Annotated in this window: 30 protein-coding genes; 25 read left to right on the top strand and 5 right to left on the bottom strand. The window is 67.1% G+C overall.

All coding sequences use genetic code 11. The features are described 5' to 3' along the window. From AC07XS_RS10590 to AC07XS_RS10505, 18 genes are all read left to right on the top strand, one after another. Positions 1-221 (top strand): hypothetical protein (locus AC07XS_RS10590; protein ID WP_494732668.1); only part of this gene is annotated, 221 nt, incomplete at its 5' end. After that, positions 218-505, top strand: coding sequence for a hypothetical protein (locus AC07XS_RS10585; protein WP_152949779.1), 288 nt, complete (start codon positions 218-220; stop codon positions 503-505). The genes AC07XS_RS10590 and AC07XS_RS10585, both read left to right, overlap by 4 nt. Further along, on the top strand, positions 502-885 hold the full coding sequence (locus AC07XS_RS10580; RefSeq protein WP_182715189.1) for a M15 family metallopeptidase: 384 nt from the start codon (positions 502-504) through the stop codon (positions 883-885). Before AC07XS_RS10585 ends, AC07XS_RS10580 begins: the two co-directional genes overlap by 4 nt. 315 nt (positions 886-1,200) lie before the next feature. Next, positions 1,201-1,509, top strand: a complete 309-nt coding sequence (locus AC07XS_RS10575) for a hypothetical protein (protein WP_494732667.1) — start codon at positions 1,201-1,203, stop codon at positions 1,507-1,509. 224 nt (positions 1,510-1,733) lie between these two features. Then, positions 1,734-2,546 (top strand): flagellin, encoded by an 813-nt coding sequence (locus AC07XS_RS10570; RefSeq protein ID WP_054765098.1) that lies wholly within the window; start codon positions 1,734-1,736, stop codon positions 2,544-2,546. A gap of 298 nt (positions 2,547-2,844) precedes the next feature. Then, positions 2,845-3,588, top strand: coding sequence for a flagellin (locus AC07XS_RS10565; protein WP_054765099.1), 744 nt, complete (start codon positions 2,845-2,847; stop codon positions 3,586-3,588). Positions 3,589-3,698: 110 nt separating this feature from the next. Then, the gene (locus tag AC07XS_RS10560; protein ID WP_054765100.1) at positions 3,699-4,496 is read left to right on the top strand and encodes a flagellin; all 798 of its coding nucleotides are present in this window, start codon (positions 3,699-3,701) and stop codon (positions 4,494-4,496) included. A gap of 113 nt (positions 4,497-4,609) precedes the next feature. Further along, entirely contained in the window at positions 4,610-5,428 is an 819-nt protein-coding gene (locus AC07XS_RS10555) for a flagellin (protein WP_054765101.1), read from the top strand. A 112-nt stretch (positions 5,429-5,540) separates the two neighbouring features. Beyond that, the gene (locus tag AC07XS_RS10550; protein WP_054765102.1) at positions 5,541-6,278 is read left to right on the top strand and encodes a flagellin; all 738 of its coding nucleotides are present in this window, start codon (positions 5,541-5,543) and stop codon (positions 6,276-6,278) included. An 86-nt stretch (positions 6,279-6,364) separates the two neighbouring features. Next, positions 6,365-6,688 (top strand): flagellar protein FlaG, encoded by a 324-nt coding sequence (locus tag AC07XS_RS10545; RefSeq protein WP_227976079.1) that lies wholly within the window; start codon positions 6,365-6,367, stop codon positions 6,686-6,688. Positions 6,689-6,822: 134 nt separating this feature from the next. Continuing rightward, positions 6,823-7,740 carry a flagellin N-terminal helical domain-containing protein gene (locus AC07XS_RS10540; protein WP_054765103.1) on the top strand — a complete coding sequence of 306 codons (918 nt, stop codon included), beginning with the start codon at positions 6,823-6,825 and terminating at the stop codon, positions 7,738-7,740. A gap of 62 nt (positions 7,741-7,802) precedes the next feature. Further along, the gene (locus tag AC07XS_RS10535; RefSeq protein WP_182714465.1) at positions 7,803-10,505 is read left to right on the top strand and encodes a transcriptional regulator; all 2,703 of its coding nucleotides are present in this window, start codon (positions 7,803-7,805) and stop codon (positions 10,503-10,505) included. A gap of 78 nt (positions 10,506-10,583) precedes the next feature. Continuing rightward, on the top strand, positions 10,584-11,270 hold the full coding sequence (locus AC07XS_RS10530) for a hypothetical protein (protein ID WP_182714466.1): 687 nt from the start codon (positions 10,584-10,586) through the stop codon (positions 11,268-11,270). Then, positions 11,270-11,692, top strand: coding sequence for a PDC sensor domain-containing protein (locus AC07XS_RS10525; protein ID WP_152949785.1), 423 nt, complete (start codon positions 11,270-11,272; stop codon positions 11,690-11,692). The genes AC07XS_RS10530 and AC07XS_RS10525 overlap by 1 nt, the downstream gene beginning before the upstream one ends. Positions 11,693-11,879: 187 nt before the next feature. Continuing rightward, positions 11,880-12,374, top strand: coding sequence for a single-stranded DNA-binding protein (ssb, locus tag AC07XS_RS10520; RefSeq protein ID WP_054766868.1), 495 nt, complete (start codon positions 11,880-11,882; stop codon positions 12,372-12,374). A gap of 9 nt (positions 12,375-12,383) precedes the next feature. Further along, a complete protein-coding gene (locus tag AC07XS_RS10515) occupies positions 12,384-12,839 on the top strand; it encodes a thiol-disulfide oxidoreductase DCC family protein (protein WP_182714467.1) in 456 nt (151 codons plus the stop codon). Further along, a complete protein-coding gene (locus AC07XS_RS10510) occupies positions 12,836-14,137 on the top strand; it encodes an SDR family oxidoreductase (RefSeq protein WP_182714468.1) in 1,302 nt (433 codons plus the stop codon). Before AC07XS_RS10515 ends, AC07XS_RS10510 begins: the two co-directional genes overlap by 4 nt. Further along, complete coding sequence (locus tag AC07XS_RS10505; protein ID WP_182714469.1) at positions 14,134-14,604, top strand: DUF2269 domain-containing protein; 471 nt, start codon at positions 14,134-14,136, stop codon at positions 14,602-14,604. The genes AC07XS_RS10510 and AC07XS_RS10505 overlap by 4 nt, the downstream gene beginning before the upstream one ends. Before the next feature lie 4 nt (positions 14,605-14,608). Here AC07XS_RS10505 and AC07XS_RS10500 read toward each other — a convergent pair whose 3' ends face one another. Continuing rightward, complete coding sequence (locus AC07XS_RS10500; RefSeq protein WP_054765110.1) at positions 14,609-14,989, bottom strand: type II toxin-antitoxin system VapC family toxin; 381 nt, start codon at positions 14,987-14,989, stop codon at positions 14,609-14,611. After that, positions 14,986-15,264, bottom strand: a complete 279-nt coding sequence (locus tag AC07XS_RS10495) for a type II toxin-antitoxin system Phd/YefM family antitoxin (RefSeq protein ID WP_182714470.1) — start codon at positions 15,262-15,264, stop codon at positions 14,986-14,988. The genes AC07XS_RS10500 and AC07XS_RS10495 overlap by 4 nt, the downstream gene beginning before the upstream one ends. A 96-nt stretch (positions 15,265-15,360) precedes the next feature. Between AC07XS_RS10495 and AC07XS_RS10490 the strand changes: the two genes are divergently transcribed. Both AC07XS_RS10490 and AC07XS_RS10485 read left to right on the top strand, forming a co-directional pair. Then, positions 15,361-16,281, top strand: coding sequence for a DMT family transporter (locus AC07XS_RS10490; RefSeq protein ID WP_182714471.1), 921 nt, complete (start codon positions 15,361-15,363; stop codon positions 16,279-16,281). Between the two features lie 29 nt (positions 16,282-16,310). Continuing rightward, positions 16,311-16,841: a DUF1003 domain-containing protein gene (locus AC07XS_RS10485; protein ID WP_224764363.1), complete on the top strand. Its 531-nt coding sequence runs from the start codon at positions 16,311-16,313 to the stop codon at positions 16,839-16,841. Positions 16,842-16,900: 59 nt separating this feature from the next. On the opposite strand, the gene AC07XS_RS10480 is transcribed toward AC07XS_RS10485, so the two are convergent. Beyond that, complete coding sequence (locus tag AC07XS_RS10480; protein WP_182714472.1) at positions 16,901-17,476, bottom strand: superoxide dismutase family protein; 576 nt, start codon at positions 17,474-17,476, stop codon at positions 16,901-16,903. 122 nt (positions 17,477-17,598) lie between these two features. Here AC07XS_RS10480 and gyrA point away from each other — a divergent pair, with 122 nt between their 5' ends. Further along, on the top strand, positions 17,599-20,373 hold the full coding sequence (gyrA, locus tag AC07XS_RS10475; protein WP_182714473.1) for a DNA gyrase subunit A: 2,775 nt from the start codon (positions 17,599-17,601) through the stop codon (positions 20,371-20,373). Here the strand turns inward: gyrA and AC07XS_RS10470 are convergent, their stop codons facing one another. Both AC07XS_RS10470 and AC07XS_RS10465 read right to left on the bottom strand, forming a co-directional pair. Further along, complete coding sequence (locus AC07XS_RS10470) at positions 20,374-20,802, bottom strand: type II toxin-antitoxin system VapC family toxin (RefSeq protein ID WP_182714474.1); 429 nt, start codon at positions 20,800-20,802, stop codon at positions 20,374-20,376. Then, a complete protein-coding gene (locus AC07XS_RS10465) occupies positions 20,792-21,286 on the bottom strand; it encodes a DUF7662 domain-containing protein (protein WP_182714475.1) in 495 nt (164 codons plus the stop codon). Before AC07XS_RS10465 ends, AC07XS_RS10470 begins: the two co-directional genes overlap by 11 nt. A 49-nt stretch (positions 21,287-21,335) precedes the next feature. Here AC07XS_RS10465 and AC07XS_RS10460 point away from each other — a divergent pair, with 49 nt between their 5' ends. The 4 genes from AC07XS_RS10460 (at position 21,336) to AC07XS_RS10445 (ending at position 24,485) form a co-directional block, all read left to right on the top strand. Beyond that, entirely contained in the window at positions 21,336-22,136 is an 801-nt protein-coding gene (locus AC07XS_RS10460) for an aminotransferase class IV (protein ID WP_182714476.1), read from the top strand. 83 nt (positions 22,137-22,219) lie between these two features. Then, positions 22,220-22,708, top strand: coding sequence for a pantetheine-phosphate adenylyltransferase (coaD, locus tag AC07XS_RS10455; protein WP_054765118.1), 489 nt, complete (start codon positions 22,220-22,222; stop codon positions 22,706-22,708). 8 nt (positions 22,709-22,716) lie between these two features. After that, complete coding sequence (locus AC07XS_RS10450) at positions 22,717-23,592, top strand: peptidylprolyl isomerase (RefSeq protein WP_152951089.1); 876 nt, start codon at positions 22,717-22,719, stop codon at positions 23,590-23,592. 20 nt (positions 23,593-23,612) lie between these two features. After that, complete coding sequence (locus tag AC07XS_RS10445) at positions 23,613-24,485, top strand: peptidylprolyl isomerase (RefSeq protein ID WP_054765120.1); 873 nt, start codon at positions 23,613-23,615, stop codon at positions 24,483-24,485. The last annotated feature ends 131 nt before the right edge of the window (positions 24,486-24,616 follow it).

The following is a 24,616-nucleotide window of genomic DNA, read 5'->3' as shown; positions in this document are numbered from 1 at the left end:
GGCCTGAACCTGTCCGGCGCCGGGGGCGCAGGCGCGGGAGGCGTGATCCGCATCACGGCGATCGGATGAGCCGTTCGCCCGATGCGCCTGAACCGATCGAGGTCTTGGACAGGGACGCCTGGGATGCGCCGGAGGCGCTGAACGACTGGGATCGCCGCGCGCAAACCGGCTGGGACGGCCGACACTTCAGCGCGCCTTTTGATGAAGAGGACGAAGAATGATCAGACGCAGACGGCCGGTTTCGGACCGGTCTTTCAGTCCGCCCCTGGCGGAGGCGCGCTGGCTGTGGCGCAGGCTCTACGCCTTTATGGTCAGCGCCGGCCTGTGGGTCCTGCTGATGCGGACGGTGGGGCGAACGCCCCCCGAAATGCTGCCCAAGATGACGGACGGGCTGATGGGGCTGCTGGCCCTGATCCTGGTGCTCTATCTGGTCGCGCCGACGGCGCAGCAGCTGGCCGCCATGATCGCAACCGCCCGTCCTCGCCTGCCGGGAGGTCGGCCATGAGTTTCGGACTGTCCCAAAGCTCGCGCCGACGGCTCCTGGGCGTGCATCCCGCCCTGGTCGCCGTGGTCGAGGCCGCCATCGCGCGGAGCCCCGTCGATTTCATGATCACCGAGGGCGTTCGGACGGCGGAACGACAGGCCGCCTTGGTCGCCGTCGGCGCCAGCCGCACCCGGCGCTCGCGCCATCTGACCGGCCACGCGGTCGATGTGGCGGCCCTGGTGGACGGACAGGTCCGCTGGGACTGGCCGCTCTACGGTCGAATCGCGGCGGCCTTCAAGGCGGCGGCCCAGGAGCTTGAGACCCCGATCATCTGGGGCGGCGACTGGCGGACCCTGCGGGACGGCCCCCATTTCGAACTGGATCGCAGGGTCTTTCCATGACCCCGGACGCTCTGAGGAAAGGTCTGCGGGCCGGGGGCTGGACGGCGGCCGTCGTTGCGGCCGTGGCGTTGACGGTCGCCCTGTTGGGCGGGCTGGGCTTTCGCTGGGATCCGCTGAACCTGGAGCAGCGCCGACGGGTCCGGGCCCCCCCCCCCGCGTCCGAGGCCGCAGCCTCGGCGAAGGCGGAGGGCGAGGCGCGTCGCCATGAGCAGGCGGGGACCGTCGCGCAACTTCGTCGATTGGAGCATTTCAAACAGCAGGAGATCGAGGCCACGCGGGCGACCGCCGTCGCCGTCTCCGAGGCGAAAAGGGCCGATGATGCAAACACTCTTCTGGAAAGCCGCCGCGCCGATCGTCTGCGCGCTCACGACCGCGAGCTGTGCCGGCTCGCCCCGGACCTCGCCGGTTGCGCCCGCGCGTCTGATCCTGCCCGAGACGGCGAGCCGCCCCTGCTCCCTGGCGACCCTGCCGGCGGAGCCGACCCTGGCTGACCTTGAGGCCGCCTATATGTTGCGCGGCGCCCAGGTGGTGGCCTGTGACGGCGCTCGCCGGCTGGCGGTGGAGACGCTTCTGGCCGAGCGGGCGATGCAGGCTGCGGGACGGGCGTCCGTCCCGCAGCCTTAAGAAGGCATGGGGCAAAAACGACTCGGCAACTTCTGCCGCCGCACGACAGAAGTTGCCGAGTTTTCCGCCTTTCCATCAACAACAAGGCAGAAAAATCAAGGGCTTGATGAAACGGCCTCGGCTCACCGGCTTGGCCCCGCCCTTGCTCTAGGGAGGGCGGAGCAAAATGCTCCCGACGCCAAAACGGCGTCGCACATGCACAGAAGTGAAAGAGGGCAGCCAAAATGGCGAGCATCAACACCAACTACGGCGCCTCCATCGCGCTGCAGAACCTGAACAAGACCAACGCCCAGTTGGAAATGACGCAAAACCGCGTCAACACGGGCATGAAGGTCTCCAGCGCCAAAGACAGCGGCGCCATCTACGCCATCGCCACCGGACAGCGCGCCAACATGGGCGCGATGGAGTCCGTGCGCGCCTCCCTGCAGCGCGGCCAGTCGATCGTCGATGTGGCCCTGGCCGCCGGCGATACGGTGACGGCCGCCCTGGAGGAGATGAAGGGGCTGGCGGTCAGCATCGCCGGTTCCACCGGGGCGACCCAGACCTCCTATCTGACGGACTTCCGCGCCCTGGGCGCCGAAATCACCTCGGCCCTGGCCGGAGCGGGCTTCGACGGGGTCAACCTGTGGACGGGCGCGACGGCGACCAATCTGATCAAGGACGTCAGCGGCGGCACGACGGCGATCGGCTTCACGGTCGCAGGCGGCATGGCCGCCGACACGGCCATCACCACCATCACCAACCAAGCCATCGCCGCCGGCGCCGCGACGACGGGCGCGGTCGACGCCGCCATCGCCAAGGTGACGGAAGCCCTTTCGACCCTGGGCACCCAGTCCAAGTCGGTCGGTCGGCAAGTGACCTTCCTGAACAAGCTGCAGGACGCGACCGAGGCGGGCATCGGCAATCTGGTGGATGCGGATCTGGCCAAGGAAAGCGCGCGCCTGACCGCCCTGCAGACCAAGCAACAGCTGGGCGTGCAGGCGCTGTCGATCGCCAACTCCTCCAGCCAGACCCTGCTGAGCCTCTTCCGCAACTAGGTCGGCCCTGAAGGCTGGCCCTGAAGGCCGCGTCTGAGGGCCGACGCCGCCCCGTTCGAGGGTCGTTCGTCGGGTCCTTTTGGGGCTCGGGTCGGCAAGATGTGCCCAGTGAACGGCGGGGGTCGGCAAATTCTGCCGGGCAAGAAGGAGGGTGAATCAATAGTAAACTAATGAAAACAGTGGCTTACCGTGACTTCTCGCCGTCGCCTCTGGCCCGGCAATTGCTTCTTACCCACTGAGCAAAAAGCTCCCTTCGCCAAAAGGGCGAAGGAATTCACGAAGTGAAAGGAACGCCAAAATGGCGAGCATCAATACGAACTACGGCGCGTCCATCGCGCTGCAGAACCTGAACAAGACCAACTCGGAGTTGGAGCGGACCCAAAACCGCATCAACACCGGCATGAAGGTCTCGTCGGCCAAGGACAGCGGGGCGATCTTCGCCATCGCCACGTCCCAACGCGCCAATGCGGCTTCGCAGGACGCGGTTCGCGCCGGCCTGCAACGGTCTCAGTCGATCACCGACGTGGCCCTGGCCGCCGGCGACACGATCACGGCCGCTCTGGAAGAAATGAAGAGCCTGGCCGTGTCCATCGCGGGCACGACGGCGGGTTCGGCCGCCGAAACCTCCTACCTGGCGGAATACAACGCCCTGGGTCTCGAAATCACCTCGGCGATTTCCGGCGCCTCGTTCGACGGCGTCAACAGCCTGACCACCCCCTTGGGCGTGGCCGGCGTGACCGACGTCAGCGGCGGCGGCAAGGCGCGCGCCGACGCCACGACCGCCAAGGTCGACACCGCCATCTCGACCGTGACCGCCGCCCTGTCGACCCTGGGCACCCAGTCCAAGTCGCTGGGTCGCCAGATCAGCTTCGTCAACAAGCTTCAGGACGCTCTTGAAGCCGGCGTGGGCAATCTGGTGGACGCCGACCTGGCCAAGGAAAGCGCCAAGCTGACCGCCCTGCAGACCAAGCAACAGCTGGGCGTGCAGGCGCTGTCGATCGCCAACTCCTCCAGCCAGACCCTGCTGAGCCTCTTCCGCTAAGGCCCGGAGGCCCGGTCGCCTCGGCGGCCGGGCCAAGGTCTTGAACCCCGAGCAAAACGCTCCCGTCGCCAAAACGGCGTCGGCCATCACGAAGTGAAAGGAACGCCAAAATGGCGAGTGTGAACACCAACTACGGCGCGTCCATCGCGCTGCAGAACCTGAACAAGACCAACTCAGAGTTGGAGCGGACCCAAAACCGCATCAACACCGGCATGAAGGTCTCGTCGGCCAAGGACAGCGGGGCGATCTTCGCCATCGCCACGTCTCAACGGGCGTCGGCCGCTTCGCAAGACGCGGTGAGGAGCTCGATCCAGCGCGGCCAATCCATCGTCGACGTGGCCCTGGCCGCCGGCGATACGATCACGGCCGCTCTGGAAGAGCAGAAGGCCCTGGCGGTCAGCATCGCCGGATCCACCGGCGCCGCCCAGACCTCCTATCTGGCGGAATACAACGCCCTGGGTACGGAAATCGCCAGCGCCCTGTCCGGGGCGACGTTTGACGGGGTCAATCTGTTCTCCGCCAACGCCGCCGCGATCACGGTGCAGACCGGGCCGTCGACCACCTATACGCTGAAGGCCATCGCCGGCGCCGCCACCTCGGTCGCCACGACGACGACGGCGACGTCTGGCGATGCGGCGACCCTGGGCGCGACGGTGGACGGGGCCATTACGGCCTTCACCGCCATCCTGTCCGACTTCGGCACCAAGTCCAAGTCGCTGGGGCGTCAGATCAGCTTCGTCAACAAGCTTCAGGACGCTCTTGAAGCCGGCGTGGGCAATCTGGTGGACGCCGACCTGGCCAAGGAAAGCGCCAAGCTGACCGCCCTGCAAACCAAGCAACAGCTGGGCGTGCAGGCGCTGTCGATCGCCAACTCCTCCAGCCAGACCCTGCTGAGCCTCTTCCGCTAAGGCCCGGAGGCCCGGTCGCCTCGGCAGCCGGGCCAAGGCTTTGAAACCCCGAGCAAAATGCTCCCGACGCCAAAACGGCGTCGGCCCTCACAAAGTGAAGAAGGAACGCCAAAATGGCGAGTGTGAACACCAACTACGGCGCGTCCATCGCGCTGCAGAACCTGAACAAGACCAACTCGGAGTTGGAGCGGACCCAAAACCGCATCAACACCGGCATGAAGGTCTCGTCGGCCAAGGACAGCGGGGCGATATTCGCCATCGCCACGTCCCAACGCGCCGCCGCCAGCGCTCAGGACTCAGTCCGCAGCTCGATCCAGCGCGGCCAATCCATCGTCGACGTGGCCCTGGCCGCCGGCGATACGATCACGGCCGCTCTGGAAGAGATGAAGGGCCTGGCCGTCAGCATCGCCGGTTCCACCGGCTCGGCCAAGACCTCCTATGAGAACGAGTTCGCGGCCCTGGGTCAGGAAATCAAGAGCGCGCTGGACGGCGCCAGCTTCGACGGGGTCAACCTGTTGAAGACGGCCTCAACCGGCGGCACTGCGGTCAACGTCCGTATCGGCACGGGCGCCACCGACACCAAGACCATCGGCATCACGACCGATCTCAGCGCCAATACGGACCTGGCCAAGTTCACGGCCGCGTCTCCGACGGTGGCTGACTTCACCTCGGCCAACGTCGATCTGGTGATGACGGCCGTGACGACGGCCCTGTCGACCCTGGGCACCCAGTCCAAGTCGCTGGGGCGCACCATCAGCTTCGTCAACAAGCTTCAGGACTCCCTTGAAGCCGGCGTGGGCAATCTGGTGGACGCCGACCTGGCCAAGGAAAGCGCGCGCCTGACCGCCCTGCAGACCAAGCAACAGCTGGGCGTGCAGGCGCTGTCGATCGCCAACTCCTCCAGCCAGACCGTGCTGAGCCTCTTCCGCTAAGACCCGGAGGCCCGGTCGCCTCGGCGGCAGGGCCAAGGTCTTGAACCCCGAGCAAAACGCTCCCGTCGCCAAAACGGCGTCGGCCATCACGAAGTGAAGAAGGAACGCCAAAATGGCGAGCATCAATACGAACTACGGCGCCTCGATCGCGCTGCAAAACCTGAACAAGACCAACTCGGAGCTGGAGCGGACCCAAAACCGCATCAACACCGGCATGAAGGTCTCGTCGGCCAAGGACAGCGGGGCGATCTATTCGATCGCCACGTCGCAACGGGCCGCCGCCGCTTCGCAAGACGCGGTCCGCGCCGGTCTGCAACGCACCCAATCGATCACCGACGTGGCCCTGGCCGCAGGCGATACGATCACGGCCGCTCTGGAAGAAATGAAGGGGCTGGCGGTCAGCATCGCCGGATCCACCGGCGCGGCCCAGACCTCCTACCTGGCCGAATACAACGCCCTGGGTACGGAAATCGCTTCGGCGATCACCGGCGCCTCCTTTGACGGCGTCAACAGCCTGACGGCGCTCGGCTCGAACGCGGCGATCACCGCCGTGAACACCGGCAGCATCACCGCCGCCAACGCCACGACCGCCAACGTCGACGCCGCCATTGCGGCGACGACCTCGACCCTGTCGACCCTGGGCACCCAGTCCAAGTCGCTGGGCCGTCAGATCAGCTTCGTCAACAAGCTTCAGGACGCTCTTGAAGCCGGCGTGGGCAATCTGGTGGACGCCGACCTGGCCAAGGAAAGCGCCAAGTTGACCGCCCTGCAGACCAAGCAACAGCTGGGCGTGCAGGCGCTGTCGATCGCCAACTCGTCGAGCCAAACCCTGCTCGGCCTGTTCCGCTAAGGCGAGCGGCCGGGGCGGTTTCGCGACCGCCCCGGCCATCGTCCTCGTTTCATCAAGGAGACGCGGAGTGATCCGCGCAAGGAGCCATGACGGAGAATGTCGCCAGAATAAGCAGCGCTCTTGCACCCGTCGCACCCGCCAAGGCGGCCGAAGCCTCCTTGGAGGTGAAGCCCGTGAACGCCTCGGCCGCCGCGCCGACCGCGGATGAAGCGCCCCAGACGCCCAACAGTCTTGCAGACGCCGGACGCTATCGTCTGACGATCGAGGCGGTCGGTCGTCACCGCTTTGTCTACAAGGTTCTGGATCGGGTGACGGGGGAGGTGATCCGCCAACTGCCCCGCGAGGAGGTCGAGAAGCTGATCAGCGATCCGACCTATCGCGGAGGCCGGGTGGTCGACACCGCCGTCTGAGCCGGCGGGAGAGCCTGAATTTTTTAACGCCGCCGGCCCGCCGGACGGCGCAATCATGGTTTCCGGGGCGTTAACCATCCGCTCACGACTCATGATTAATACTGGCAGGAACAGAAAGTCCGGGGCTTGAAGCCATGACCAGCAGTATCCACACCAACACCTCGGCGATGATCGCCCTGCAGAACCTGAATCGCACCAGCGAGAACCTGGCGTCGACGCAGAGCCGGGTGAATACGGGGCTGAAGGTGCAGGGCGCCAAGGACAATGCTGCGGTGTGGGCTGTGGCCCAGGGCCAGCGGGCGGACCGAGGGTCGCTGGAGGCGGTCACCACCAGCCTGAACCGCGCCACCTCGATCGCCGACGTCTCCCTGGCCGCCGGGGAGCAGATTTCGGACATCCTCCTGGAGCTGAAGCAGAAGGCCACTGCGGCTGCCGACCCCAGCGCCACGGCGGCGACGCGCGCCTCCTACGATCAGGAATTCCAGTCGCTGCTGAAGTCGATCCAGTCGTTCGCCGACAACGCCATCTTCGACGGCGCCAATATTCTGGACGGCTCGGCGACGGCGGATCTGAACTTTCTCGCCAGCGCCGACGGCAATGAGACGATCGCCTTGAAGCGTCAGAACCTCGGCCTGGTGGGCTTGGGTCTGGCGGCCAACTCCTTCGATTCCGATCCCGCCACCGCCGGCGTTCAGGCCTGGACCAACAACGCCGCCACGCCGGAAGACGAAACCCTGCTGAATGCCGCGCCCGACCTGCTGACCCAGGAAAAGGCCAAGTTCGCCCTTCAGCGGATCGATGCGGCCATCACCGTCGCCGGCTCGCGCCTGTCGGAACTGGGCGCCCAGGCCAAACAGATCGAACGCCACACCACCTATGTCGGCAAGCTGTCGGATTCGCTGGAGGCGGGCATCGGCAATCTGGTGGACGCCGACCTGGCCAAGGAAAGCGCGCGGCTTCAAGCCCTGCAGGTCCAGCAGCAGCTGGGGGTTCAGGCCCTGGCGATCGCCAACCAGGCGCCGCAGATGATCCTGTCGCTGTTCAAGGGCTGATAGGGCGACTTAACAGCTCGTTATCGCTTGCGTCGTAGGCTGCCCCTGAGCGGAGCCGCGCTATGATAAGCAACAGCTATTTGCTAGGTCTGTATGGGATTTCGGCGGACTCGTCCTCGCTGATCGGCGCCTCTGCGACTCCGGCCAAGGCCAAGAAGACCCAGCCCACCGCGCCCTGGGCCAATTCCTCTGCTGCGACGGCGCCCAAGGCCAGCGACCTGGTGCGGGCGGCCCTGGCCGGGCGCAAGGTGATCGACGAGAGCGCCGTCGATCTGGATATGGCGGGCGCGTCCCCCGACTATCGCAAGCTTTTCGCCATCTACCAGGGACTGAACACGCTGAGCGCCCTGGCGGATCGCGCCGACGACAAGGGGTTGACCAAGCTCGAGGCGGATCAGCTGAACCGGCGCTTCTCCGCCGGTCTCGAAGAGGTGTCCAAATATCTCCAGACTGCCAAGTTCGAGGATTTGAAGGTCGTTCAGGGCGTCTCTAAAACCAGTGTGAAGACCGGCTACGCCCAGGAAAAGGCGCCCGCCAGCTTCGTCGCCAAGCCGATCCATGAGGGCGCCCTGGATGCGCCGGTCGCCGCCTTCGCCGGCGACGTCAAGTTCGCCATGTCGGTCAAGAGCGCCACGGGAACCGTCTCGGTGTCCATGGACCTGTCGGAGATGGGCGATACGACGCGCACCCTGGACAATGTCGTGGCCTATATGAACGGCAAGCTGGAAGCGGCCGGGGCAGCCAGCCGCATGGGCCGCGAAATGATCAAGGTCGAGCCCAAGACGATCAAGAGCGGCGACAAGACCATCACCCTGCCGGCGGGGCCGGACCAGTGGGCGTTGAAGGTCTGGGGTTCTTCCGGGGAGACCGTCTCCTATCAGGCCGTCGATACGTCTGACGCCGTCTATGTGACGCAGAATGTCGGCGGGACGACGGGTTCGAGCCAGCTTTTGAAGTTTCAGACGGACGGGGGCGCCGCCCCGACGCCGCAGCAGGGCGTGGCTGACCCCTTCTGGGTCGAAGGCCGGGTGGGCCGATCCGAACTTCCGCCGGGCGTCGAATCCGTCCGCGACAGCGTGACGACCGCCGACGGCTCGGTTTGGGTGTTGGCTGACCTGAAGGCGGGGGAGGCCAATCAGCCCATCAAGGGGACGCGCGACGTCGCCCTGATGAAGTACGACAGCGCCGGAAATCTGGTGCAGACCAAGCTCCTGGGCGCCGCCAGCAAGGCCAACGGCTTTTCTCTGGCGGCGGCGGCAGACGGCCGCATCGCTGTCGCGGGCTCTGTCACCGGGGCCCTTGAGCCGGGCAAGAGCGGGGCCGATGCGGCTGTGGCCGACAGTTTCGTCACCGTCTTCGACAGTTCGGGCCAGGAGCTTTGGACCCAACGCCGCGGCGCGAAGGCGGCGGACGAAGCGACCCAGGTGGGCTTCGGCGCCGACGGCCTGGTCTATGTCGCGGGTCGGTCGAAGTCGGCCATGCCGGGCACGATGGCTCTCGGCGGCTGGGACAGCTATGTCCAGACCTTTTCCCAGACCGCGCCGAATCGAAAAGGCGTCGTGACGGCGATCAACATGTCCACCCAGCAGTTCGGCACGGCGGGAGACGATTCGATCCAGGCCATGACGGTGTCCGGCGCGGATCTGTTCACCGCCGGCGTGGAGAACGGCCGCGCGGTGGTTCGCCGGTTCACGCTGGACGCCTCGGGCGTTCCCACCCTGGCCGCGACGCGCGACCTGGGATCGGCCAGCGGCAAGATCGCGGGAATCTCCGTCGAAAACGGCAAGGTGGTGCTGACGGGGGAAACCAGCAATCCGGCCCTGGACCTGGGAACCCCGATCCAGGCGCATGCGGGCGGCACGGACGTCTTCGTCGCCGCCTTCTCGACGGATCTTCAGGATAAGAGTTCGGACAGCCTGACCTTTTTCGGCGGGGCGGGGGACGACACCGCCGCCGATGTCGAGGTGCGCAACGGAAAGGTCTGGATCACCGGCTCCAACCGGGAAGAGGGGGCGACAAAGACCGATCCGACGCGCGCCTATCTGGCGCGGCTGGATCTGGCGACGGGCGCGGTGGAGTCCAACCAGACCTGGCGCGCCGACGGCGACCAGGCCAAACCCGCCAGCCTCAGCATCGTCTCCGGCGGCGCCAGCGTTCTGGATCGGCTGGGCTTGCCGCAGGGCGAAGTCATGCAGGCGGACTCCAAACTTCTGACCGTGGCGACCTCCGCCCGTGTCGGGGATCAGTTCTCGATTACCCCGGCCGGCGGGGGGCGAGCCCTGACCGTCACCATCGAAGCCAAGGATACGCTGGACACCCTGGCCAAGAAGATTTCCGTCGCCTCGGGGCGTCAGCTGGAGGCCAAGATCGTCTCCGACCTGAAATCGAATCCGCCGACCCAGAGGCTGCAGATCACCCCCGCGGCCAATCGCGAGGGCGCGGTCATCACGGCCGGACCCGCCGGCAAGGATGCTCTGGCCGCCCTGGGTCTGACGCCCGGCCTCATCAGCAAATCGGCGACGAGCGACAAGAAGACGATCGGGCTGAATCTGCCCAACACTCTGAATCTGAACGACGCCGCCTCGATCAAGGCCGCGAACGACGCCCTGGCCGCCGCCCTGACGGCGGTCCGCTCCGGCTATCGCGCCCTGGCTCCCTCCACTGGGACGATCACCAACACCCAGACGAACAAGGGCTCGTCCACCGTCTATCAGCAGACCCAACTGGCCAACTATCAGGCGGCGCTCAGCCGTCTTGTCGGCTGATTGCGAAGGCGCGTGGTTCCCGGTTGACGGGCGGCGCCGGTTCCGGGTTATTGGACGCCTCAGTCGCGAAAGTTCGCCATGGCCCTTCCTCAAGACAATCGCGTCATCATCGCCGTCGGCGCCGGACTGGTGATCATCGCCGCTGTCGTACTGGCTCTGATCTTCACCAGCGGCGGCGAAAAGACGCCTGAGGCGCCGCCGGCGTCCAAAGGCGGCCTGACGGTCGATCTGGCCGACGCCCCCTCGCTGGAGCCGACGCGCGAACTGCGCTGCTTCGTCAACGGTCAGTTCGTCGGGATGGCGACCCTGGCGGACTGCGCCCAGCGCAACGGTCTGGCGACCGACGCCCTGGACGTCGGCATTGACGAGACGGGCGCCCTGGCCGCCGCGCCGACCGCCGCCTTCGCCCCGCCGCCGGAGCTGCCGTCCGTCGAACTGGCCCAGGCGGAACCCGCGCCGCACATGGAACCCAAGCCCACGACGCCCAGCGCGCCTGCGTCTTCGGCGCCGGCGGCGGCGGGCGCGCAGTGTCTGCGCCACACCGGCTCAGACTGGCGCGTCCTGTCCAGCGGCATGAGCCTGAACGCCTGCGTCCAGGCCCTTTACGCCGGAACCTGCGTCCGTCCCGGCGACGCTCAGTACGGCCGCTGGGGCGAGACCACCCTGCGTCTGGTGCCGCGTCGCGTGGAACAGTCCAGCGACAACACCCGTTTCCGCACCTTGGCGGAACAGGACCGCAACTGCCAATTCCCGGGTCTGAACTGATGCGCGTGCTCGCCCTTTCGATGATCGCCGCCGCCGCTCTGGGCGCCTGCTCCAACGCGCCGAAGTTCGAGTTCCAGCCCGGCGTCTGCTATTTCGTCGCCACGCCGGACGGACAGCCGCCGCGGCTTCAGAAGATGAGCGAAAACGTCGCCCAGATCGAACTGTGCGCCGCCCAGCTGGAGGAGATGCGCCTGCGCTTCCTGCGCATGGGCGGATCGAACCAGGAGGTGGCCGGCGCCTATCAGGGCCGCTTCATCTTCATCGACCGGGAAGGGGTGAAGTTCGGCAAGAGCCTGACGGGAAGCCGCTTCTTCGCCATGGCCCGCACCGGCGACGGGCGTTTGGCGATACCGGGTGCGATCCAGCGGGACGAGACGGGCAGGCCCGTCGCCGTCGCCGCCCCGCCGCCTGAGACGCCCTAACAGCGCCGCAAGTCCCCGCCGAGGGACTTGCGGCGCTAGAACAAAAGTGGAACAAAGCGTTAATCCACCGTTTTGGCGGGTTGGGCGTCGAATGCGGCTGACGGTGATCCGCAGCGGCTCTAAGACATCCGACTGAATTTGAAGGGCGGGCGAGGTGATCGCCGGTCTGGGCGAGAAGGAAGTTTCCATGGCGGGCAGCGTCAACAAGGTCATTCTGGTCGGCAATCTGGGCCGCGATCCTGAAATCCGGTCGATGCCGAACGGCGACCGCATCGCCAACCTGTCCATCGCCACCTCGGAAACCTGGCGCGACAAGTCGACCGGCGAGCGCAAGGAAAAGACCGAGTGGCACCGGGTCGTCATCTTCAACGACAACATCGTCAAGGTGGTCGAGAACTATGTGAAGAAGGGCTCGACCGTCTATGTCGAGGGCGCGCTCCAGACCCGGAAGTGGACCGACCAGCAGGGCGTGGAGAAATATTCGACCGAGATCGTGGTCAGCCGCTTCAAGGGCGAACTGACCATGCTGGGCGGCCGGTCCGAGGGCGGCGCCTCTCAGGGCGGCGGCTACGGCGGCGGTCGCGGCGATGACGACTATTCCTCGGGCTTCTCCACCGGCGGCGCCAACCGCCCCAGCGGCCCCAAGGAAAGCTACGACCTGAACGACGACATTCCGTTCTAAGTCGTCGACGTGGGGCGGGGGCCTTACAGCTATCGTCACGATCCCGCCGTCCCGGCCTTTCCGGACGATCGGCCCCTGGTCCTGTTCGACGGGGATTGCGCGCTCTGCTCCGGCTCGGCGCGCAAGATACTGAAGGCCGATCGGGCCGGCCTGTTCCGGCTGGCGCCGACCCAGTCGGCCTTGGGGCGGGCGCTCTTGATCCATTACGACGTTGATCCCGACGACCCCGCTACGATGTTGTTGATCCAGGACGGGGTGGCGCGCGAACGCTCCGACGCCGTTCTGGCCATCGTCGCCCAACTGCCTTCCCCGTACCGCTGGGCGATCATGGGTCGGGTCGCGCCCCGGTTCATTCGCGACCGGCTGTATGATTTCGTGGCGCGCCGCCGCCGGCGGTTTCCCGGAGCGACCTGGTGCGCTCTTCCGCCAGCGGGCGTCGACCTGAAGGACAGGGTGCTGGGATGAGGGGCCGGGTCCTGGTGCTGGGCGCCAACGGCTTCATCGGCTCGCATGTGGCGGCGGCCCTGTCCGCCGAAGGCTGGCGCGTGAGAGCGGGCGCGCGGCGTATCGCCGAACCGTCCCGTCGCGCCCCGAGGTTCGACTGGGTCGCGGCCGACTTTTCGAAACTGACGACGGTCCAGGCCTGGGCGCCGCTTCTGGAGGGGGTGTCGGCCGTGGTGAACTGCGTCGGCGTCCTGCAGGACGGCGGCGGCGACAGCACCCGCGCCGCCCATGTCGACGGCCCGCGCGCCCTGATCGCGGCGTGCGAGGCGGCCGGCGTCGCCCGGTTGATCCATATCTCCGCCGTCGGCGCCGATGAAGCGGCCGGCACGGCCTACGCCCGCACCAAGGCCGAGACCGAACGCCTAGTCGCGGACAGTGCGCTGGACTGGCTGATCCTGCGGCCGTCGCTGGTGGTGGACCGCGCGGCCTTCGGCGGCACGGGCCTGATCCGGGCGCTGGCGGTCTTTCCGCTGTTTTCGCCCGTCGTCGGCGGCGACCAGATCTTCCGTCCGATCCCCCTGGGCGACTTGACCGCCGCCGTCGTCGCAGCCCTGCGCCCCGGCGCCCCGTCGCGCCTGATCCTAGACATGCCGGGGGCGGAGGCGGTCACCATGGCCGAGACGGTGCGCCTCTATCGCGGCTGGCTGGGCTTGAAGCCGGCGCCGGTCGTTCGCATTCCCCGCGCCCTGGCCGCGCCCGCCCTGGCGATCGGCGATCTTCTGGGACGACTGGGCTGGTCTTCGCCGATCCGCACCACCGCCATGCGCCAGATGGATCACGACGTCGCCGGTCGCGACAGCGGCTGGGCCGAGCGGCTGGGCGTATCGTCGCGCGGCTTCTCCCGCTTTCTGGCCGAGACCCCGGCCTCGGTCCAGGACGTCTGGCACGCCCGCCTGTGGTTCGTCCGCCCGATTTCGATCCTGACCCTGGGCCTGTTCTGGCTGATCACCGGCCTGATCAGTTTCGGCCCCGGCTGGAGCGGCGCCGTCGCCATATTGCACGAAGGCGGCTATGGCCGCTGGGCCGGGCCGGTGGCGGGGTGGGGCGCCCTGCTGGACGTGGTGCTGGGTCTGGCCCTGTTCGTGCGGCCCTGGACGGCGCGGGTGGCGATCCTCATGTGCCTGGCCACCGTGGGTTATTTGATCGCCGGCACCCTCAGCCTGCTGCACTACTGGATCGACCCCTTGGGGCCCTGGCTGAAAGTCCTGCCGATGATGGCGCTCTGCCTGTTCGTCGCCGCCACGGACGCCCGTCGATGAGCCTCTATTTCGCGCTGAAGATCGTCCACATCCTGTCCGGCGCCGTCCTGTTCGGCACAGGCGCAGGCATCGCCTTCTTCATGCTGCGCGCCCACGCCACGCGCGACGCCAGGACGGTGGCCGAGGTCGGCCGTATCGTGGTCCTGGCCGATTTCGTCTTCACCGCCACCGCCGTCGTGGTCCAGCCCATCAGCGGCCTGGGCCTGATCCATCTGCAGGGCTGGTCCCTGACCAGTCCCTGGCTGCTGGCGGCTTACGGGCTCTATGTCTTTGTCGGCCTCTGCTGGCTGCCGGTCGTCTGGATCCAGTACCGGATGATGAAACTGGCCGAACAGGCGGCGGGGCAGGGGGGCGCGCTCCCGCCCGCCTATCATCGCCTGTTCCGCTGGTGGTTCGCCCTGGGCTGGCCCGCCTTCGCCGGCGTCCTGGCCATCTATTGGCTGATGATCGCCAAGCCGACGTTCTGAAGCCTCACCAGACCGCCTGATCGAAATGGCGCAGGATCACCCGGTCGGCGGTGATCAGCGTCGCCCCGTCGGCCATGGCGTTGGCGACGATCAGCCGGTCGAACGGATCGCGCGTCCAGGCGAAGCGGCAGGCGGCCTCGGCGACGGCGGCGGCCGAGGCGTCCGACAACTCCAAATCCAGACGCTCCTGAAGGTCATGCAGCAGAAGGTCGGCCGTCTTCAGCTTGACCCGACCGATCTCGATCAGGATTTCGATCTCCACCACGACCAAGGGGGACAGACGCAGGTCGCGAGCCCGCGCCAACTGCGCCTTCGCCGCGCGGCTGATCTGCCGATCCAGTCGGTAATAGAGCCAGAGGGCGACCTGGGTGTCGAGGTGGATCACTTGTCGTCGAAGTCGAACTTGGTGTCCGGATCCCAGGTCCAATGGCTCTTGTTGGTGTCAATATCGTCGGGGCAGTCGTCGGCGCCTTCCCGAACGCCCTGGGCCATATAGGCGTCCCAGCGTTCTTCGGGCGTCATCGGTTTTGCGGGGGTCTCGGCGATCAAGGTCAGCCGCCGCCCGCCGCGCCGGATCACCAGCGGCTCGCCGGTTTCCAGCACGCTGTCGACCAGCCGGAACAGGTCCTTGCGCAAGGCGGTCAGGGTGACTTCGGTCATATGTACATGTTGGGCGTCAGGACTGTACATGTCAATGCAACGCCCGGACACGGCATGTGAAGGGCGTTCTGGCGCGCACCGTGCCATAGGCGGGGCATGTCCGATGCCGCCGCCGCCCCGCCGCCTGCAAAGCCCCATGCCCTGACCGGGCTGGAGATCGCCGCCATCGCTGCGATCATCATCGTCTGGGGCGTGAACAATGCGGGCGCCAAGCTGGCGACCGAGCAGCTGTCGCCTCTGCTGGTCGGGGCGATCCGGTTCGGCATCGCCACCGCCTGCCTGATCGTCTTCGTCCGTCCGCCCTTCCCGGATTGGCGCAGCCTGACCCTGATCGTCCTGTTGGGCGGGCCGATCCAATATGGTCTGGCCTATACCGCCTACTGGTTGGCCACCGACGTCAGTCCAGTCACCGTGGCCAACCAGCTGTGGATTCCCTTTACGGCCCTGTTCGCCTTCCTGATCCTGGGCGAGCGGCTGAACAAGGCGGCCCTGGTCGGCATGGGAGTGGCCTTTGTCGGCGTGGCCTGGATGACCCTGGACGCCCATGCGCTTCAGGACTGGAAGGCCATTCTGGTCGCCATTGCGGCGGGCGCCGCCTGGGGCGTGACGACGGTGGTCGCGCGGCGCACCACCTCGATCCCGCCCCTGAAGATGCAGGGTCTTCTGGCGCTGGGCGCCTTTCCGGTCATGGCCTTCGGCTCGGCGGTGTTCGAACACGGCCAGTGGGAGGCGGTGAAGGCCGCCACCCCCCTGGTCTGGGCCTCGCTGCTGTGGGCCGGGATCACCTCGTCCGTGCTGGCGACCACCCTGCTGTTCTGGCTGGTGCAGAGGCGCGAGGCCGGCCGGGTCACGCCCTATCTGCTGGTCACGCCGGTCGTGTCCATGCTGATCGGCTGGGGCTTCATGGGCGACGTGCTGACGCCCCAGATCCTGACGGGTTCGGCCATCGCCATGGGCGGGGTGGCCTTGGTGGCCCTGGCCGAACGGGGCTTGCGCGCGGGGGCCGCCAAGGCTTGATCTGGGGCGCAAGCCTCAGGAGCCCGCCCTTGTCCCACGCCCCGATCGACGCCGACCATCTGTCCCGCCGCTGGCTGGGCAAGGCCAAACACGATCTGCCCGCAAACGCCGCCAGCGTGATGCAGAGCACCGCCGACCGACGTCCCATTTCCGAGGACGTCAACACCGCCTTTCAGGGGCGTCAGACCTTCGGCGACCGACTGGCGGATCGGGTCGCCGCCTTCGGCGGGTCCTGGCCCTTCATCATCGCCTTCGGCGTGTTTCTGGCGCTCTGGACCGCCGGGAACCTGCTGTTGCGCAAGGCCGCCTTCGATCCCTATCCCTTCATCTTCCTGAACCTGGTCCTGTCCATGCTGGCCGCGGTGCAGGCGCCCGTGATCATGATGAGCCAGAACCGCCAGGCGGCGAAGGACCGGCTGGACGCCAGCAACGACTATCAGGTCAATCTGAAGGCCGAGATCGAGATCATGGCCCTGCTGGACAAGGTGGAGCAGCTGACGGCCCGCCAGGAGGAACAGACCCGCATGATCGAGCGGCTGCTGATCCAGAAGGGGCGATGACGCCACACCCCCGTCATCCTCGGGGTCAGGCCCGAGGATGACGCAGAGGGCGAGAGAACTCAGCTCGCGCTCAGGGCCGCACAGGCCACCCGATCGCCGGCGCCGCCGATCGGCTGGGTCGAATGGTCGTCGGGATTGGCGTGGATGATGATGGCCGAGCCGTCTTCGTCCCACAGCCACTGGCCGGGGCCTTCCGAGGAAATGCGCGCGCGGGTGGTGAAGAGTTCGGCGTTCACCTTGCCGTCCGCCCCCGCATAGACGTTCGGCAGATCGCCGTCGTCCGGCCCTTGGGCGTTCAGCAGGCCGTGCGGGGCCTTGGGCTCGCTGTGGTTGATATGGCCGCCGGACGAGGTGAAGGGGGCGACGCAGGCGCCCGTCGCATGGATGTGGATGCCGTGCCAGCCCGGCGTCAGGCCGGAAGCCTCGACCCTGATCACCAGGCCGGTCGGCCCCTGACGCAAATCGACGCGACCGATGTTGGCGCCCGAGGCGTTGACCAAGACTGCCTGTCCCGCCGCACCGACCGGGGAGCGCTCGGCCTGGGTCTGGGGGGCGTTGCCGGTCGCGGCGCAGGCTGCGGTGAAGGCCAGGGGAGACGCCAGGGCGACGGCGAAGGCGAGGGTCTTGGCGTGCATGTGGAAAGTCCTTTCAGAGACGGGCTTTCACGGCGGCGTCGCTTTGCCACCGCAGTCCTAGAATGCTAGAAAACGCGACAGCGGATCACGTTCCGATTCCGGCCGCATAAAGCCACGCTTCCTTGACCGACGACAGCTACGAAAACGCCGCAACTCCGATTGTTCCGGGAGGCGGCGGCTCAGACATTTCCACGATCACCATCGAGGACGAACTGAAGCGTTCGTACCTCGACTACGCCATGAGCGTGATCGTCAGCCGCGCCCTGCCTGACGCCCGTGACGGGCTGAAGCCGGTTCACCGTCGCATCCTCTATTCGATGCACGACCTGAACATGACGCCCGAGCGCAGCTATTCGAAATGCGCGCGCGTGGTCGGCGACGTGCTGGGGCGGTTCCACCCCCACGGCGACGCCTCGGTCTATATGGCCCTGGTGCGGATGGCCCAGCCCTTCTCCATGGGGCTGATGCTGGTCGACGGGCAGGGGAACTTCGGCTCGGTTGACGGCGATATGCCGGCCTCGATGCGTTACACCGAGTGCCGGATGGCGCCGGCCGCCACGGCCCTGATGGCCGACATCGACAAGGACACGGTCGATTTCCAGCCGAACTATGACGAGAAGGAGCTGGAGCCGGTCGTCCTGCCCAGCCGAATCCCGAATCTGCTGGTCAACGGCGCGGGCGGCATCGCCGTCGGCATGGCGACCAACATCCCGCCCCATAATCTGGGCGAGGTCGTCGATGCGGCCCTGGCCCTGCTGGATGATCCCAACGTTTCGGACGACGCCCTTTTGGACATCGTGCCCGGCCCGGACTTCCCCACCGGCGGCGAGATCATGGGCCGCACCGCGCCGCGCAATGCGCTGCGCGACGGTCGCGGCTCGGTCGTCGTGCGCGGCCGCGCCTCGATCGAGGAGATCCGCAAGGATCGCGAGGCCATCGTCGTCACCGAACTGCCCTACCAGGTCAACAAACAGACGCTGATCGAGCGCATCGCCGAAATGGTTCGCGAGAAGCGTCTGGAGGGCGTCTCCGACGTTCGCGACGAATCCGACCGTCAGGGCATGCGGATCGTCATCGAGCTGAAACGGGACGCCTCGGGCGACGTCATCCTGAACCAGCTGTGGCGCTACACCGCCATGCAGAGCTCGTTCGGCGTCAACATGCTGGCGCTGAACCACGGCCGACCGGAGCAGATGGGCCTGCGCGCTCTTCTGGAAGCCTTCCTCGACTTCCGCGAGGAGGTGGTGGTCCGCCGCGTCAAGTTCGAGCTGAACAAGGCCCGCGACCGCGGCCACGTCCTGGTCGGTCTCGCCGTCGCCGTCGCCAATATCGACGAGGTCATCCACATCATCCGCTCCTCGGCCGATCCGACCGAGGCGCGCGAGCGGCTGCAAGGCAAGGCCTGGCCCGTCGGCGACATGATGGCCCTGGTCGAGCTGATCGCCGACCCGCGCAGCGTGATCGTCGAGGGCGACAAGATCCGCCTGACCGACGAACAGGCTCGCGCCATCCTGGCCCTGACCCTGTCGCGTCTGACCGGCCTGGGCCGCGACGACATCTTCGGCGAGGCGCACGGCCTGGCCGACACCATCCAGGGCCACCTGACCATCCTGTCGGACCGCAAGAACGTCCTGGCCATCATTCGCGACGACCTGATCGACGTGAAGGCCAAGTTCGCCGTGCCGCGTCGCACCCTGATCGGGGAAGGCGACGGCGAGATGGAGGACGAAGACCTGATCCCGCGCGAGGACATGGTCGTCACCGTCACCCACGGCGGCTATGTCAAGCGCGTGGCCCTGAACGCCTATCGGACCCAGCATCGCGGCGGCAAGGGCCGTTCGGGCATGGCCATGAAGGACGAGGACGCCATCACCGGCGTGTTCAGCGCCTCGACCCACACCCCGGTCCTGTTCTTCGCCACCAACGGCAAGGCCTATAAGCTGAAGACCTGGCGCCTGCCGCTGGGCAATCCGCAGTCGCGCGGCAAGGCCTTCGTCAATCTGCTGCCCATTGAGCCGGGCGACAGCATCATGAACGTCCTGCCCCTGCCTGAGGACGAGACGACCTGGGGCGACTACGACATCATGTTCGCCACCCGCTCGGGCGATGTGCGCCGCAACAAGCTGTCGGACTTCGCCACGGTCAACCGCGCCGGCAAGATCGCCATGAAGCTGGAAGGCGACGACCGCATGGTCGGCGTCGGCCTGTGCACGGCGGACGACGACGTGCTGCTGACCACGGCCCTGGGCCGCGCCATCCGCTTCAAGGCCGACGACGTGCGCGTCTTCAAGGGCCGGGATTCGACCGGCGTCCGGGGCGTGCGCCTGCAGGACGGGGACGAGGTCATCTCCATGGCCATCCTGGGCCGGGTCGACGCCACGCCGGAAGAACGCGCCGCCTACGTCAAACACGCCAACGCCATGCGCAAGGCCCTGGCCGGCGCCGAGGGCGAAGACGAGCCGACGACCACCGAGGCCGAGGACGACGTCGCCGAGGCCCCGATCTCGCCCGAGCGGATCGCCGAACTGGGCGCGGCCGAACAGTTGATCCTGACGGTCACCGAAACCGGCTTCGGCAAGCGGTCCTCGGCCTATGAGTATCGCCGCACCGGTCGCGGCGGCCAGGGGCTTACGGCCCATGGCCTGGGCGGTCGCGCGGGCGCGCGCCTGGCTGCGGCCTTCCCGGTCGAGGAGACCGACGATCTGCTGCTGGTCACATCGGGCGGTCAGATGATCCGCACCCGCGTGGATCAGGTCCGCATCGTCGGCCGCTCCAGCCAGGGCGTCACCATCTTCCGCACCGGCAAGGACGAAAGGGTCGTCTCGGTCGAACGCCTGCCGGAAAGCGGCGGGGCGGATGAGGCGGACGCCGCCGGTGAAGAGGGCGGCGAGGCCTGATCAGGCGACGAGCACGAGGCGGTCGGCGAAGCCTTCCGCCTCGGCGCGCCTGACCAGTCGGGCGTCCAGCGTCGCGACCTGGCTGTCTCGCACTTCCGCCAAAGCGATATAGGTCGCGTCATAGACGGAAAACCGGTGACGCGCGGCCAGGTCGTAGGCGCGCCCCAACAGGTCCGGCAGTGATACCGGCATGGCCATCATGCCCCGCGCCGTATCTACGGCTTCAGCCCCGAGTTGCTCGGAGCATTCGCCTCGCCAGACCTTCTTCGCCGCTATGCTGGCGATTTCGAGCGGCATCAGGTCGGACGCGATCATGATCCGCTCCGAGCTTACGCAGTCGCCCAGAAACCGTCTGGCGGCGGCGGAATGTTCCTCGTCGAACAGGGCTGCCGCAAAGACCGAGGCGTCGATCACCACCTCATCGGCCATCGCGATCTTCCCGGATCAGATCGACGCTGGAAACGCTGGAATAGATCGAGCGACTGCGTGAGCGGTCCATCCGGTCCAGAAAGGCCTCGTTCCGGCTTCGTGCGGTTTCGTTCAACAGGAGGGCGACGGCCGTTCCAAGATCGACGCCGCGCTCCTGACAGGTGCGCTCCACTAAACTGCGCGCAGCGGGCGTCAGGGCGGCCAAGGATAGAAGGGCGCCCTCTACCCCCGTTTCGGTCTGTTCCTTTACGAAGGTGACCTCGTTCCGAGCGGGATTGAGCTTGGCCTTGCGGCCCGCTTTCAGCCAGGCCTTGGCCTGAACATGGGTGTCGGTATTGGCCCACCATTGACGCCTTATCCGCTCGTCATAGGCGGATTGGGGAAGCTTTCGGCCCAGCAGGGCTTCGATCTCTTCGAACGACAAGGTGAGGGCGTTTTGCTTCGTTTGGGCGAGGCGGTATTCCAGCGGGGCGTAAACCGACATGTCGGCGACTCCAAAGTTATATAACTTTATATATAGGTACATACCGATAATGTCGATCCTGATCGACGGCCTTCCCGCCGCCCCTGAAGACCTGGCGCACCATGCCCTGGTCAACTACGGCGCCTACACCTCCTTCCGCGTCGAGCATGGCGCGGTGCGGGGGCTGGATCTGCACCTCGCCCGTCTGGATCAGGCCGCTGTCGAACTGTTCGGCGAAAGCCCCGGCGAGGCCGAGGTCCGGCGTCTGGCGGCGCTCGCCGTCGAAGGCAGCGACGCCTGCTGGCTGCGCGTCAGCCTGTTCTCGCCGGAGATCGGCCACCGAAATCCGTCCTTCGTCGGACGGCCCAAGGTGATGACCGTCGTCTCGCCGCCGCCGCCGCTGGCGACCTCGATGCGGGTCACCGCCGTCCCCTATGTGCGCGAGACGCCGCATTTGAAGCATGTCGCCACCTTTGGTCAGACGCGCGTGCGCCGGGCCGCCCGGGCGGCGGGCTTTGACGACGCCCTGTTCGTCGATGATCAGGGACATGTGTCCGAAGGGGTGACCTGGAACATCGGCTTCATTCAGGGGGATCGCATTGTCTGGCCCCAGGCGCCGATGCTGGCGGGCGTGACCCAGGTCCTGATCGACCGGGGGCTGGCTGGGCAGGGGCTGTCGTCTCAGACCCGCCCGGTGCATGTGTCCGAATTCGCGGATTTCGACGGCGCCTTCCTGTGCAACAGCGCCACACCCGTGTGTCCAATCACTCATGTTGACGACGCGACGTTCGGCAATGATCCCGCCGTCCTTGAGCGGCTCAACCGGGCCTGGACCTCGCAGCCGCCTCAATCCGTCGCCGATGACGCATGACGATCGCGTCAGCCGTCTAGGCCGTTGATTTCGCACCTGCTAAGTCACCCCCGACAGCAGGCGACAGGCCGGGGAGAAACGCCATGCGCATCGGACTTTATCCGGGCACCTTCGATCCGGTCACGAACGGCCACACCGACATCATCAAACGGGCCCTGAAGCTGGTCGATCGGGTCGTCATCGGCGTGGCCCAGAATGACGAGAAGGGACCGCTGTTCAGCACGGCCGAGCGGGTCGAGATGCTTCGGGCCGAGGTCGCGAGCCTGGGCGGGGACATCGTGGTCCAGCCCTTTTCGACCCTGCTTATGCATTTTGCGGAAGAGCTGAACGCCAATGTCATCATCCGAGGTTTGCGCGCGGTCGCCGACTTCGAATACGAGTTCCAGATGACGGCTATGAACCAGCGCCTCAATCAGGACATCGAGACGGTCTTTCTGATGGCCGATCCTCGGCATCAGGCCATCGCCTCGCGCCTGGTCAAGGAAATCGCCCGTCTGGACGGCGCGATCGACAGTTTCGTCAGCCCCGCCATCGCCGCGCGCGTGCGGGACAAGGTCAAGAACAAGGGATGAGTTCGGCAATGCGTCTTGGTGCGATCGCGGCGGCGGCCGCCGCTCTTCTGGCGACGGCTTCGGCCCAGGCTCCGGCCTTGGCCCAAGCCCAGGCTCAGGTTCAGGCGCCCGCCTCTGACTGGCGCACGGTCGCGCCCGAGAATCTGCTGGTCATCGACACGTCGAAGGGGCGGATCCTGGTCGAACTGACGCCGGTGGCGGCGCCCAGTCACGCTGAACGCATCCGCACCCTGGCTGACCAGGGCTTCTATGACGGGCTGAAATTCCACCGCGTCATCCCCGACTTCATGGCCCAGACCGGCGACCCCCAGGGCACGGGCGAGGGCGGCAGCGATCTGCCCGATCTGAAGGCCGAGTTCAGCTTCCGACGCGGCCGCGACGCCGGCTTCGTCGCCGTGCCGAACGCCGGTCAGGGCGTGCGCGGCCTGGTCGGCGTCCTGCCGGTCGAGACCCAGCCGGACGCCCAGATGATGGTCACCGCCGACTTCAAGGTCGACGCCCACGGCCTGTTCTGCCCCGGCGTTCTGGGCATGGCGCGGGCGGGTTCGCCCGACAGCGCCAACAGCCAGTTCTTCCTGATGATGGGCGAAAGGGACCAGCTGAACGGCGCCTACACCGCCTTCGGCCGCGTGGTCTCGGGCCTGGACGTCGTCAACAAGCTGAACAAGGGCTCCGACGCGGAAGACGGCAAGGTGGCCAATCCTGATGTGATGACCAAGGTCCGCATGGCCTCGGCCCTGCCGGAGGGCGAACGCCCGACCGTGCGGGTGCTGAACCCCGCCAGCGCCGCCTTCGCCGAACGGATCGCCGCGGCCCGCACCGCGCGCGGCGGCGGCTTCACCATCTGCGACGTCCAGCCGGTGGCCCAGGTCGTCGGGAGCTGAGACGCGACAGGGGAGGGGTGATGATCTTTCGCAAGACGTTGATCGCCGCGGGGCTGGCCGCCCTGCTGACCGGGGCCGCCCAGGCGCAGGAGGCGGCCGCGCCGCCGCCCCCGCCCGGCCCGACCGAATGGCGCGCCGTCGCCCCCGACAATCTGCTGGTCATCGACACGACCAAGGGGCGGATTCTGGTCGAGCTGGCGCCCGAGATCGCCCCGGCCCATGTCGAGCGGATCAAGCTGCTGGCCTCGCGCGGCTTCTACGACAATCTGGCCTGGCACCGGGTCATCGACTGGTTCATGGCCCAGACCGGCGATCCCCTGGGCACCGGCGACGGCCAGAGCTGGTATCCGGATCTGAAGGCCGAGTTCACCTTCCGGCGTGGGCCGGACATGGCCTTCACCCCCGTGGCGGCGCCGGCCGGGGCATTGGTCGGCTTCTATCATTCCATTCCGGTCCAGACCCAGCCCGACGCCCTGATGGCCGGCACCTCGGATCGCAAGGTCCACGGCTGGGGCCTCTACTGTCCCGGCGTGGCCGGCATGGCGCGCGACGAGGGCAATGACACCGCCAACAGCCAGTTCTTCCTGATGCGCCAGCCCTATCCCGCCCTGGACAAGCGTTACACCGTCTGGGGGCGGGTGGTCGTGGGGCTTGAGGTGGTCCGCGCCCTGAAGGCCAGTCCTGAGCCGAGCGGCATCGTCACCGATCCCGACCGGATGACCCGCGTCCGCCTGGCCTCCGACCTGCCCGCCGCCGAACGCCCGGCGGTTCAGATGCTGAATCCCGCCTCGCCCGCCTTCCGCGCCCTGCTCGATGAGGCGCGCCAGGCCAAGGGCGCGGACTTCTCGGTCTGCGACATCGACCTGCCGGTGCGGGTGGCCACGCCGGGCTGAGCCCGCACTGTCTCCTCCCCATGCAATGGGGAGGGGGCCGCGCGAAGCGTGGTGGAGGGTTCTGAACGCCGCACAGGCGTCTGCGATGCGGGAAGAACCCCTCCGTCACGACGCGAAGAGGCGTCGCGCCA

Source organism: Brevundimonas sp. GW456-12-10-14-LB3, from assembly GCF_059424365.1.
Note: the sequence above shows the minus strand (reverse complement) of the source record. Positions and strands in the feature narration are given on the sequence as shown.